Genomic DNA, 12932 nt, shown 5'->3' with positions numbered 1-12932 from the left:
ATAAACAAAAGCTGACAAAAGCTAAAGAAGTGAGTTCTCTTCCTATGAACTGTACCCCAAAAATTATACATATTTTTGGATACAGCTCAATCAATAGAGGACTCACTTTTTTGATACATTTTTGTATCCATAAAATAAGTAATACATATACTATCAAAATATATAGATTACTTTAAAAAATTATCACCAATTATATACATTAATTATATAATTCTTTTATTTTCTGCATAAAGGCTAGAACTTTCAACATAAATATAGTATTATTAAATTGTATAAAATATATAATTAAACCTAATATAGAAATAATAGCTAATTTAGAAATAATTGCTATCCTAAAATAAGTTCAATAAAATATAAAGTCCTATGATCATTTTGTATAGTGTATTTCATAGGACTTATATGTGGTAGTAAAAGGAGAGATTCTATGAATCAACGAATCATAGCAACCATAGGCGCCCTATTAATAGGAACCGCCATCATAAGTGGTTGTGGATCAGAAAAGCCCCCTGAAGATACAAGTCTCAAGGTGCGCACCATCACTATAGGTGAAGAGTCTGGAACTACTGGTGCTGGCTATGCAGGCACCATTCATAATAAAACAGAAACAAATTTAGCCTTTCAAATTGGAGGGCGTATCATCAATAAATTTGTAAATGTTGGTGATGTAGTGCAAGCAGGCCAAGTCATTGCTCAAATCAATGGTTCAGATACATCAGCTCAGTTGCAAAATGCTGAAGGTGCTGTAAAAGCTGCTCAATCGGCCTACGAATTGGCAGAAACCAATGCTAAACGATACCGCGAACTCTATGCACAACAAGCGATTAGTAAATTGCAATTAGACCAAGCTGAAAATCAATTGAATGCCACATCTGCTCAATTACAACAAGCACAAGCAAGCCTTAATTTGAGCAGCAATCAAAATAGCTATACTAATTTAACGGCTCCTGATACAGGTATTATTACAGCTTTCAATATTGAAGCAGGACAAGTCGTAGCAGCCGGTCAAAGCGTTGGTACCTTAGCGGCTGGTCACGATCCAGAAGCAGTCATTGCCCTTCCTGAACAAGAGTTAAGTAAAATTCATGTAGGAAGCCCTGCTACTATTACCTTCTGGGCCTTACCAGATGTAACAGTACAAGGCGTAGTACGTGAAATTTCACCAGTTCCTGACCCTGTAGCCAGAACGTATACCGTAAAAATTACCTTACAAAATGCGCCTAAAGAGGTACAACTAGGCATGACGGTCAATGCTAATCTATCTACCACAGATAGTACCAATATTTCTATTCCGTTAACGGCTCTTGTAAAAGACTCTAACGGCAATAATGCGGTCTATATCATCCGCGATAAGAAGGCTCATCTCGTGCCTATCAAGACTGGTGAGTTCGGTAAGAACTCCGTCATCGTCACATCTGGTTTAGCTAAAGGTGACATTGTCATCACCGCAGGTACCCAACAATTACAAGAAGGGACGGCGGTTAGTCAATGAAACAATTTAACTTAGCCGAATGGGCTCTTAAACACAAGTCCATTATCTACTACTTCATGGCTGTGCTCCTCACCTTCGGTATCTTCTCATTCACCCATATGGGACGCATGGAAGATCCTGATTTTACGATGCGAACCATGGTGGTCGGTGTTGCTTGGCCGGGGGCTTCTCCACAAGAAATGTCGGATCAGGTAACGGACAAACTCGAAGAAAAACTACGCGACCTTCCTGGTGTAGATTATACAAAATCTTTCACAGATGGCAACAAATCCGTTATTTATATCAATTTAAGAGAGGATTTGCCATCCGATAAGATTCGTCCCGCTTGGGAAGAAGCGCGGAATATGATCAACGACGAATGGAAATCATTGCCTGCAGGCGTTCAAGGACCGACCATCAACGACAGGTTCGACGATGTATATGGCATTATCTATGCCATCAGTGGTGATGAGTATTCGTATGAAGAAAAACGACAACAAGCAGAAGACCTAAAACGTCAGCTTTTATCTGTGCCTAATGTTAAAAAAATCAGCCTCATTGGGGTGCAACAACAAACCCTCAATGTAACTATAAACAAGGATAAACTCGCATCCTATAAAGTCAGTACACAACAGCTGTTAACAGCGCTTAAACAGCAAAGTATGATGGTTCCGGCTGGTGTGATTACAACGGATACAAACAATGTATATCTCCGCGTCAATGGCCTATTCGATAGTCCTCAAGCGGTGCGAGATATGCCAATCCGCATCAATAACCAAACCTTGCGCCTCGGTGACATGGCTGATGTAACCATGACCTACCAAGACCCTAGCGATCCACAGTTCTATTACAAAGGCAAGCCAGCCATTGGCATCGCCATCTCCATGGATGCAGGGGCTAATAATATCGAATTCGGCGAAGCCATCGACAAAAAACTCGGGGAATTACAAAAAACGATTCCTGCCGGCCTCGAACTCAATCAAGTATCGAATCAACCGCATATCGTTAAGGAATCCATCGGCGATTTCTCTCAATCCTTATTTGAAGCCATCGCCATCGTATTGCTCGTAAGCTTTGCATCTCTCGGCTTACGAACCGGTATCGTTGTAGCCCTCACCATTCCAGTTGTTGTGTCTACGACGTTCATCTTGATGTATGAAAGCGGCATCTATCTACATAAGGTTAGTTTAGGTGCCTTAATCCTAGCTTTAGGCCTCCTCGTAGACGATGCCATCATCGTTGTAGAAATGATGAGTGTTAAACTCGAAGAAGGGTGGGGTCACTTTAAATCGGCTACCTTCGCTTACCAATCTACAGCATTCCCAATGCTATCGGGTACGCTCATTACCTGTGCAGGCTTCTTGCCATTAGCATTGGCACAAGGTATGGTAGCAGAGTTTACAAAATCCCTATCCATCGTCGTATTTATGGCGCTCATCCTATCTTGGTTTGCCTCTGTTCTCGTCAGCCCTGTATTGGGTTATAAAATCATCGAAAACAAGGCTCCCAAGCCAGAATCGGAATGGACTAAACGAGACCGTATCATGCATAAGCTCAATGTAACCTTCTATGATAAATTTGAAAAACTATTACATTGGGCTCTAGGACATCACAAGATAGTCCTACTGGCCACATTAGGAGCTTTCGTTTTATCCTTGCTTTCACTACCATTGATCAAACAGGAATTTTTCCCATCATCAACGCGTAATGAAATCATCGTATCCATGCAATTCCCTCAAAGTTCGTCCATCGAATATACTGCTAACCAAGCAAAACTCATCGATGAACATTTGAAAGACGACGAACGCATTGCAACCTTCACCTCCTACATTGGGCAAGGTTCTCCACGTTTCGTCCTCACCTTGGAACCGGAATTGCAACGGAACAACTTCTTGCAATATGTAATTGTCACAAAATCCTTAGAGGATCGCGATAAACTTTATGCTGAATTGACTCCGTATTTAAACGAGCAATTCCCATCGGCCCTTGTAAATACGCAATTCTTACAAATCGGTCCACCATCCAAATTTCCAGTCATGCTTCGCGTTGCTGGCCCTGATCAAAAGGTGGTAAAAGAAATTGCAAATCAAGTAAAAGCTAAAATGCAAGACGATAAAGACTTACAAAATATCGCCTTTGACTGGCCAGATACAGAACCTGTAGCCAATATTCACATCGATCCAAACAAGGCACGTTTACTCGGCATCGATAGCTATGCTGTATCCTTGCACTTGCAAAGTCTATTGTCTGGTACTAAATCTGGTGAATACTACGAAGGGAACCAAACCATTCCTGTTACCTTCCGTTTAGGTGACAACGAGCAACATAACTTAAGTGCTCTTTCATCCTTGCCAATTCAAACAGGAAATGGCTCCTATGTACCACTTAGCCAAATTGCAACCATTACCATGACACAAGAGAATGGTATTATCTGGCATCGCAATATGATGCCAACCATTAGTGTGCATGCGAATGTAAAAGCAGGTGTATTGGGTAATGCGAAAACAAAAGAGGTTTACAAATCCTTACAAGACATTCGCGATTCCTTGCCTACAGGCTATTCTATTGACCTAGACGGCGCCGCTGAAAAGAGTGAAACAGCCGTTCAAAAGCTATTAACGCCAATGCCAATTATGCTCTTTGTAATCATGACAATCCTCATGTTCCAATTAAAGCGTATCGCCCTCATGGTAATGGCTCTACTCACTGCTCCATTGGGACTAATCGGTGTTGTATTAGCACTCAATATTACGAGAACGCCGTTAGGCTTTATGGCTATTCTAGGGATCATCGCCCTCTCAGGTATGATCATCCGTAACTCTATTATCTTGTTAGACCAAATCGAAATCCACAAGGCAGAAGGACAAGAACCTCGTGAAGCGATTATCAACTCCGCTACACTTCGTTTCCGACCTATCATGCTTACCGCTATCGCAGCGATTTTAGGCATGATTCCTCTCATGGGATCTGTATTCTGGAGCCCATTGGCCATCGCCTTTAGCGGCGGCTTACTAGTGGCAACGGTTCTAACACTCATCGTATTACCAGTCATGTATGCAAGCTGGTATAAGGTAAAATAAAAAAGCAGTAACTATTTCTGCTTTTTTATTATCTATAAGATATATAGATAAACCACAATACAAAAAACCCCCTATAAAAGTTTCTAATACTTTTTATAGGGGGTTTTTTAATAAATATCATATAAAAAAACAGCAGGGCTTTCCCCTGCTGTTTTTTTAGTCACAATAATACATTACGACTTACTTATTTCCCTTAGGATTATATTAATAATTATATCTGACTTAGTCTATTATTTATTAAACTACAACGGCTGTACCATTGCATGTAATCATAAGCATGCCATTTTGTGCACCTACTGTGCTGTATTGGAAGGATACGCCAATAATAGCATTAGCACCCAATTTAGAAGCTCGTTGAGACATTTCGTCGAGAGCTGCTTTGCGCGCATTCATCAAAGAATCTTCATAGCTACCGCTACGACCACCAACAATGTCACGAATACCGGACATGAAATCTTTTACAAAGTTACGGCCTTCTACGACTTCACCAAATACAATACCTTTGTACTCTTGTACAGGTTTGTTTTCAATATGCATAGTTGTAGTAATAATCATAATTGTATCCTTTCTAATTGACTACAATATATTTTGATTTATTATAACAAGACTTTTAGAGAAAAACAAATATAAATATAGCTTTCACATAAAACAATTACATATTGTATCTCCAAAAATTACATACTATATATCAAAAATTTACATATTATACATCAAAAAAAGACCTGTTCACTACTTTCATAATGAACAGGTCTAATTTTATATTTTTATCTATCAAAATCGCGGTCTAAGTTAACTTCTTTCAACGGCACAACTTTAGTTTTGTTGATGTATTTGTAACCAAGGTACACTGCGAAGAAGATTGGTAAGCCAATGTAGGCAACGGATACGCCGTACCAGTCGATAGTATCGCCTGTGAAAGCGGAGTAGTTTTGACCACAAATGATGATGACGCAAAGAATGAACGCCAAGATTGGGCCAACTGGGAATAACCACGCTTTGTATGGCAATTCACTAAGATCTCTGCCTTGTGCAATGAAAGCACGACGGAAACGATAGTGAGATACTGCGATACCAACCCAAGCGATGAAACCGCATAGACCAGAAATATTAACAATCCATGTATAGGCTGTACCTTCGCCGATAAAGCTTGTTAGGAACGCAAATAAACCGATTGCTGTCGTTAAGATTAACGCAGGCACTGGAACGCCGCGTTTATTTAACTTAGCAAAAATTTGAGGTGCTTGACCTTCCTTAGCGAGTGCGTACAGCATACGCGTAGAAGAGTACAAACCAGAGTTACCAGCACTCAATACAGCTGTTAAGATGATAGCATTGATAAAGCTAGCAGCAAAGGCAAAACCAAAACGATCAAATACGAGTGTAAATGGAGAAATAGATACGTTCTCTACACTAGAGTTCAACAAATTTGGATCTGTGTACGGAATCAAGAAACCGATAACCGTGAAAGCACCGATATAGAATAATAGAATACGCCAGAAGATTGTATTAATCGCTTTTGGCACGTTCTTTTCAGGGTCTTCCGCTTCACCAGCGGCTACACCGATCAGTTCAGTACCTTGGAAGGAGAATCCTGCCACCATAAAGATAGCTAGAATAGATTCCCAGCCACCTACAAATGGAGCTTCTCCTACAGTCCAGTTTGCAAATCCTGGAGATGTACCACCGATACCAAAGATGAGCATAAAGCCACAGAATAGAAATACGAATACTGTAATAACTTTGATGCTAGAGAACACATATTCACTTTCACCAAAGGAACGAGTAGATAAATAGTTCAAGCCAAATAAAATGAGCAAGAACAGAGCAGACCATACGATGGCAGGCACATCAGGGAACCAATATTTCATGATAAGCGCCCCTGCTAATACTTCAGCAGCCAAGGTAATAGCCCAATTAAACCAGTAATTCCAACCTAAGGCAAAACCAAAAGCAGGGTCTACATAGCGTTTTGCATAAGTCCCGAAGGAACCTGGAATTGGCAAGTATGTAGCCATTTCCCCAAGAGATGTCATGAGGAAATAAACCATGATACCAATGAGGCCGTAAGCTACAAGAGCACCACCAGGGCCAGCTGTACTTACCACTTCACCACCAGCAACGAATAAACCTGTACCGATAGCACCACCTAAAGCAATCATATTCATATGACGAGCTTTTAGGGACCGTTTTAGGTGTTGATCTTTGTTAGACGTAAACTCTACGTTACTATTATGATTTTCAGACATGGGTCACCTCTTACAAATCTAGATTACGCACGTATTTCGCGTTATCTTCAATAAATTTACGACGAGGCTCTACCTTATCACCCATGAGAACCGTAAAGATTTTGTCAGCTTCGATAGAATCTTCTAAGCTAACTTGTAAAATCGTACGATTATCAGGGTTCATTGTAGTTTCCCATAATTGTTCAGGATTCATTTCACCTAAACCTTTATAACGTTGAATTGTAGTACCATCGCGGCCTACTTCATCAAGTTTAGCAGTTAACTCTGCATCAGAGTATACATACCAGTGAGACTTGCCCTTCTTGATTTGGTACAAAGGTGGTTGGGCAATATAGATATGACCTTCCTCTACCAATGGTTTCATATAACGGTAGAAAAATGTTAATAACAATGTACGGATATGAGCACCGTCAACGTCCGCATCTGTCATGATAATAATCTTGTTGTAACGGGATTTTGTAATATCGAATTCTTCCCCAATACCAGTTCCGAAAGCGGTAATCATGGAGCGAATTTCGTTATTAGCCAAAATCTTATCAAGGCGTGCCTTTTCTACGTTAAGAATCTTACCGCGCAATGGCAAAATCGCTTGGTAACGACGATCGCGACCTTGTTTTGCAGAACCGCCCGCAGAATCACCTTCCACAAGATAAATTTCAGTCATAGATGTGTCTTTTTCGGAGCAATCCGCCAATTTACCAGGAAGGCTAGATACCTCCAAAGCATTTTTACGGCGAGTTAAGTCGCGGGCTTTACGAGCAGCCTCACGAGCACGGCTTGCCATCGTTGCTTTTTCGATGATTTTCTTCGCATCTTGAGGATGTTCTTCAAAGAATGTTTTAAGACCTTCTGTAACGATAACATCTGTAATACCTTTAACTTCGCTATTGCCAAGTTTAGTTTTTGTTTGACCCTCAAATTGAGGTTCCAACACTTTTACAGATACGACAGCTGTCAAACCTTCACGCACGTCTTCACCTGAAAGATTAGACTCATTTTCCTTGATCAAACCAGATTTACGGCCATAATCATTGAGGGTACGAGTCAAAGCAGCACGGAAACCAGATAGATGTGTACCACCGTCAATAGTATTGATATTATTTACAAAGGACAACAAGTTTTCGCTATAGCTATCGTTATATTGCAATGCCACATCTACCACAACGTCATCTTTTGTATTTTCAATGTTGATAACAGTTGGATTAATTGCTTCTTTATTTTCGTTCAAGAAGGTAATGAAAGAAATCAAACCACCTTCATAGTGGAAACTTTCAACACGAGGTTCCTCTAGGCGCAAATCGCTCAATGTAATACGAAGGCCTTTGTTAAGAAATGCCAATTCTTGTAAACGCATTTTCAATGTATCAAAGCTGAATACGGTAGTTTCAAAGATTTCTGCATCTGGCTTGAAAATAACTGTAGTACCAGTTCCTGAAGCCTTGCCGATTTCGTGCAACTCGGAAGTTTTATGACCACGAGCAAAGGAAATCTCTTGAACAATGCCATTTTGAGATACTTGAACCTTAGTCCATTCACTCAACGCATTAACTACGGAAATACCTACGCCATGAAGACCACCAGATACCTTGTAACCGCCACCGCCGAATTTACCACCTGCATGCAATTTCGTTAATACTAACTCTACCGCAGACATACCAGATTCATGCATCCCTGTTGGAATACCACGACCATCATCGACAACAGTAACACTGTTATCTGGATTGATGGATACTTCGATATGTGTAGCGTAACCAGCAAGCGCTTCGTCTACAGAGTTATCTACAACTTCGTATACGAGGTGATGCAAACCACGAGCAGACGTACTACCAATATACATCCCTGGGCGTTTACGCACTGCGTCTAGACCCTCAAGAACCTGAATATTCTGAGCGCTATAATTTTGTTCAGGCATGAAACAAACTCCTCCTAACAATCTATCATACTGTACTTGATTGAAATAAAGTGACAAAACATGTACAGGATTAAACTTTATCTCTTTATTATACTATAAAACTCATCAATCCGTCTCATTAAAGTCTTAATACTGATACCAGATCCATACACACAAGCATCAGTGACCACGTATGTCTTAATTTGCTCCTCTGGCACCATGGCGATATATTCTAGCGTTTCATAGTGATGAATAGGACTTTTATGGGACTTTCCGCCCTTGGCATGCACCATCGTAATGATGGATTCTATAGGCACGGAAATGGTATCTCCAATATGAACGTACATAAGAATGCCCCCTCTACTTTTCTAATGTCCCATTAAGAGCATCAATTTTGCGCTGTTCTTCTTCAGCGAGGAACTTTGATCGATATTTATTACACAAATTGATAACATGCTGATCCGTTAGCTCATCAGGTTTCTTATGAGTGATGAGCATGGCCACCATAAACATATGACGGCGATTGATAGATCCTTTATAAATCTTATCCAGGTAAAAGTATATGGATTCCCGCATCGCTTCTGCAAAGTCTGGGAAGGTACACTGTATAAATTGCTGACAGTCGCTGTATTTAAAGTATGGATACTTTCTAATAACAGACTTAATGTCCTTAATATGTTTTCGATGCAATTCATATTCACAAGTCGGACAGATTTCTTTTTTAGATTCCATGTGCATGCCACATCGCTTACAACGATGATACCCATGCTGCTCTAAATATATTTCACGCTTTCGAGCCGTAATTTGTACTTTTCTGAAAGCAGCTCGTAATTCTTCGTTATCCGTTTGTTCTAAGGATTTATCGATGGCATCTACATCTTCTTTTGAAAGCACGATATTAGCAAAATTAATACGTTTTGTAATAATCTGTTCATCAGGAATCGTTAGAGACGTATTAATTTCTACTTTCACATAGCTCTGACGTTTCATGATGAATCGAATATCGGTAATTACCTCTTGGCGGTAATACTTGTTGATAGCCTCGATGATACGTCGTTTTTGCATCTGTAATTCCTGCATCCACATGGAATTATCTGCACTGATAACCATGTCTGGAGGCTTGATAGACACAATTTTCGTATGATCAGCAATAACATCGCCTACTACATCACGCCACTTGTGAACGAGGGTATTTAATTTATATTGTTCCAGTAAATTCAGTTCTGCTAAGGCCTTTGGTAAACAAAGATCAAGGCTGTCCATACTGAACATTTCCCCCTTCACAAGAAATAAATTGAACGGATTTCAAATCTTTAAAATCGTGAATATCTGTAGTGGTAATAAATGTTTGAATTCGTTTATGAATAAACTGCAATAAATTCACTCGTCTCGACTCATCAAGTTCGCTCAATACATCATCCAAGAGAAGAACTGGATATTCTCCTACCTCTGACTTGATAAACTCAAGTTCACTCAACTTTAAGGACAATACAGCGGTTCGTTGCTGACCTTGCGATCCAAATTTCTTTAAATCCATAGCATCGGAAAAGAATCTTAAATCATCGCGATGAGGACCTACACTAGTGCTCAAACGATGACGATCTTGCGGCAACGCTGCTTTGATGCGTTCGTAAAAGCCTTCCCTTGTATATTCTAATGAACCATTGTCCATATACGGCTGTTCATAACCGATGGTTAAATTCTCGAGTCCACCCGTCAATTTACGATTCATCAAATCGATGAGCAGATTAATTTTTTTCAAACTTTCTAATCGTTTCTTTACGATAAAGCTCGCCATATCTGCTAGCTGCAAATCCCATTCTTCAAGAGGAATATTATTCTTTCCCCTATATTCTTTTAGGACTGCATTTCGTTGCTGTAACAACCGATTATACTGCATCAATTGATGATAGTAAGTAGCGCTGGTCTGAGATATTTCCATATCTAGGAAACGCCTACGACCAGACGGAGTTCCCTTAATGAGCTGTAAGTCTTCAGGACAAAAGATAACTGTATTTAATGTACCAATCAGTTCTTTTTGAGATATTTTTGTGTCGTTTAAACGAATATCCTTGGCCCCTTGGCGGAATAATTTAATATTTACCTTTTGAGGCGTATCTTTTTTCTCGAATTTTACAACTATGCCTGCTTCTTCAGCATTAAACATGAGCATATCTGACGTATCATTCGTACGATGGCTTTTACCAATGGTACCAACATAAATCGATTCGAGGATATTCGTCTTACCAGCCCCATTAGTGCCATATAGAACAATAATCTCAGGATTAAACTGTATCTGTACATCCTTATAATTACGAAACTGAAATAACTGAAGTGAGTCAATTCTCACCGATTATGCCTCCTCTTGTGTAATCACGAGGTCTACATCAAGACCTTCACAAGAAATCACATCACCAACGCGGCATTTCTTGCGTTTTTCCGTTACAACTTGACCATTTAAGGTAAGGATACCTTCATCGATGAAAGATTTAATTTGACCACCTGTTTCAATGATGCCTTCTAACTTCAACAACTGATCAATTTGAATGTACTCCGTATGAATGGGTACCTGCTGTTTCTCTTTCATAACGTCCTCCTATTTGGACAATTTGCATAATAATATATATCATACTGAGTCCAGGTCGCTCTCTGAGCATTTTTTTCGAAAAATTGCACGTTCCGACCAAAGTTATATTTGGTTGGAGCCCAAAGCACAGTTCTTCACTGTGGATTTTCTTAGATAACTTTGTTATCTAGAAAATCTTACGTTCAGAACAAAGCGATGCAGTGTCTCTGTCGTCGCAAGCTCCTCCATTGACTACTGCCCTGCTTTTACTTTTATGCATTCGTGCGAACTGGTGTTACTACGTATGTATAGTTCGGATTATTGTCTTGGCGAATGACAACAGGACCATTTTGTTTTAAGAACAAGTGAATATTATCTCCTGTGCTGTGACGCAAGATATCAGAGATGTAACGACCATTGAAGGAGATTGTGAAAGGTGTACCTTTAAATTCAACAGCTACGTCTTCTTTAGCCATACCGATTTCAGTATTTTGAGTAGATAATGTGACATTGCTTTCAGACCAATCATAACGAATTACGTTATAGCTGATGTCTTTAGCCAATAAGGATACGCGATCAACAGCACCAGCGAATTCGCGGCGGTCGATAACAGCACTAGAATCGAATTGGGAAGGAATTACCTTTTCATATTCAGGATACGTTCCTTCGATTAAGCGAGAAATAATATAAATAGATTCAAAATTAAATACAATTTGTGTACGATTCCAAATGATATTGATCATGGCTGGATTATCTGTTGGTAATAAACGAGATACTTCAGCTAACGTTTTTGTAGGAATGATAGCACGCATTGGAGTCGTTGCTGGTTCATCAATTGTAATTTTTTTAACAGCCATACGGTGTGTATCGGTAGCAACCATAGTCACTTCGTTTTCTTTGATTTCGAGAAGAGCACCGGTAAATACAGGACGATCTTCATCAGTAGCAGCTGCGTAGTTTGTTAAATCGATGAGTTCTTTCATAGCAAAGCTATCGATGTTTACATGATCTTGGTCGTGAATTTGTTCAACCAAGGAGAAATCATCTGGGTGTAATGTAACAAGATTAAATTCGGAAGATCCAGATGTGATTGTCAAAGAATTTCCGTTTTCTGGTTTGTAAAGTTCGATAGTATCGCCAGGTAATTTACGAATTAATTCTTGGAAATAACGGGAACCTACTACTAAAGTACCAGGTTCTTTAATGTCTCCGTCAATTGTTAAACGGATACCAAGTTCAAAGTCGTTACCTTGCAATTCTACTTGACCATTTTTTGTAGTTATGTAAATAGCACCTGGTAAGTTGGAACTTGTTTTATTTTGAGATACCTTTTGCAATACGTTGATTGCTTTTTGGAGATTTGCTTTTGGGAATGTAATATGCATATGTTACTCCTTTATGATTTTTATATATTGTAAAAGCACTAATAATTACTTGATTTGTTTTTAATATTGTATGTTTACTATCGTAGATGTTCTATAGATATTCTGCGGTAGATCTATTTCTACTGGTTTTTTGATTGTTTGTTAGTTTTAGTAGTAGTAATAGTAGGGGCCTGTTTATATGTGTAAAAGTGATTTGGCGCCACTAATTGTGTGAATTATGAGTTGTGTATAACTATGTTGATAGTTTGTACCTACTTATCCACATATTAACATCAAAGTATGAGTTTTAGGATATC

Annotated in this window: 10 protein-coding genes; 2 read left to right on the top strand and 8 right to left on the bottom strand. The window is 39.4% G+C overall.

All coding sequences use genetic code 11. From position 1 onward, the window contains the following. Positions 1-424 precede the first annotated feature (424 nt). Complete coding sequence (locus ACLRYO_RS05905) at positions 425-1489, top strand: efflux RND transporter periplasmic adaptor subunit (RefSeq protein WP_413084738.1); 1065 nt, start codon at positions 425-427, stop codon at positions 1487-1489. Further along, complete coding sequence (locus tag ACLRYO_RS05900; protein WP_413084737.1) at positions 1486-4548, top strand: efflux RND transporter permease subunit; 3063 nt, start codon at positions 1486-1488, stop codon at positions 4546-4548. The genes ACLRYO_RS05905 and ACLRYO_RS05900 overlap by 4 nt, the downstream gene beginning before the upstream one ends. 237 nt (positions 4549-4785) lie before the next feature. Here ACLRYO_RS05900 and ACLRYO_RS05895 read toward each other — a convergent pair whose 3' ends face one another. The 8 genes from ACLRYO_RS05895 to dnaN all read right to left on the bottom strand — a co-directional run bounded on the left by ACLRYO_RS05895 (position 4786) and on the right by dnaN (position 12636). Further along, a complete protein-coding gene (locus tag ACLRYO_RS05895) occupies positions 4786-5103 on the bottom strand; it encodes a YbjQ family protein (RefSeq protein WP_004692937.1) in 318 nt (105 codons plus the stop codon). Positions 5104-5312: 209 nt separating this feature from the next. After that, positions 5313-6794: an amino acid permease gene (locus ACLRYO_RS05890; protein ID WP_004698078.1), complete on the bottom strand. Its 1482-nt coding sequence runs from the start codon at positions 6792-6794 to the stop codon at positions 5313-5315. A 10-nt stretch (positions 6795-6804) separates the two neighbouring features. After that, positions 6805-8706: a DNA topoisomerase (ATP-hydrolyzing) subunit B gene (gyrB, locus tag ACLRYO_RS05885; RefSeq protein WP_302683018.1), complete on the bottom strand. Its 1902-nt coding sequence runs from the start codon at positions 8704-8706 to the stop codon at positions 6805-6807. A gap of 77 nt (positions 8707-8783) precedes the next feature. Then, the gene (locus tag ACLRYO_RS05880; protein ID WP_058948347.1) at positions 8784-9032 is read right to left on the bottom strand and encodes a hypothetical protein; all 249 of its coding nucleotides are present in this window, start codon (positions 9030-9032) and stop codon (positions 8784-8786) included. Positions 9033-9045: 13 nt separating this feature from the next. Further along, the gene (locus tag ACLRYO_RS05875; RefSeq protein ID WP_012863617.1) at positions 9046-9948 is read right to left on the bottom strand and encodes a DUF721 domain-containing protein; all 903 of its coding nucleotides are present in this window, start codon (positions 9946-9948) and stop codon (positions 9046-9048) included. Further along, positions 9935-11035, bottom strand: coding sequence for a DNA replication/repair protein RecF (recF, locus tag ACLRYO_RS05870; RefSeq protein WP_302683019.1), 1101 nt, complete (start codon positions 11033-11035; stop codon positions 9935-9937). The genes ACLRYO_RS05875 and recF overlap by 14 nt, the downstream gene beginning before the upstream one ends. Before the next feature lie 3 nt (positions 11036-11038). Next, positions 11039-11272 carry an RNA-binding S4 domain-containing protein gene (locus ACLRYO_RS05865; RefSeq protein ID WP_205112587.1) on the bottom strand — a complete coding sequence of 78 codons (234 nt, stop codon included), beginning with the start codon at positions 11270-11272 and terminating at the stop codon, positions 11039-11041. Positions 11273-11523: 251 nt separating this feature from the next. Further along, on the bottom strand, positions 11524-12636 hold the full coding sequence (dnaN, locus tag ACLRYO_RS05860; RefSeq protein WP_413084736.1) for a DNA polymerase III subunit beta: 1113 nt from the start codon (positions 12634-12636) through the stop codon (positions 11524-11526). Between the last annotated feature and the right edge of the window lie 296 nt (positions 12637-12932).

Source organism: Veillonella parvula (genome assembly GCF_047241225.1).
Classification (GTDB): Bacteria; Bacillota; Negativicutes; order Veillonellales; family Veillonellaceae; genus Veillonella; species Veillonella parvula_O.
This window is presented reverse-complemented; position numbering and strand designations above follow the sequence as displayed.

Bases quoted from the DNA above. Each gene is read 5' to 3' on its own strand.
- ACLRYO_RS05905 (WP_413084738.1), top strand. From the start codon at position 425: ATGAATCAACGAATCATAGCAACCATAGGCGCCCTATTAATAGGAACC.
- ACLRYO_RS05900 (WP_413084737.1), top strand. From the start codon at position 1,486: ATGAAACAATTTAACTTAGCCGAATGGGCTCTTAAACACAAGTCCATT.
- ACLRYO_RS05895 (WP_004692937.1), bottom strand. From the start codon at position 5,103: ATGATTATTACTACAACTATGCATATTGAAAACAAACCTGTACAAGAG.
- ACLRYO_RS05890 (WP_004698078.1), bottom strand. From the start codon at position 6,794: ATGTCTGAAAATCATAATAGTAACGTAGAGTTTACGTCTAACAAAGAT.
- gyrB (WP_302683018.1), bottom strand. From the start codon at position 8,706: ATGCCTGAACAAAATTATAGCGCTCAGAATATTCAGGTTCTTGAGGGT.
- ACLRYO_RS05880 (WP_058948347.1), bottom strand. From the start codon at position 9,032: ATGTACGTTCATATTGGAGATACCATTTCCGTGCCTATAGAATCCATC.
- ACLRYO_RS05875 (WP_012863617.1), bottom strand. From the start codon at position 9,948: ATGGACAGCCTTGATCTTTGTTTACCAAAGGCCTTAGCAGAACTGAAT.
- ACLRYO_RS05865 (WP_205112587.1), bottom strand. From the start codon at position 11,272: ATGAAAGAGAAACAGCAGGTACCCATTCATACGGAGTACATTCAAATT.
- dnaN (WP_413084736.1), bottom strand. From the start codon at position 12,636: ATGCATATTACATTCCCAAAAGCAAATCTCCAAAAAGCAATCAACGTA.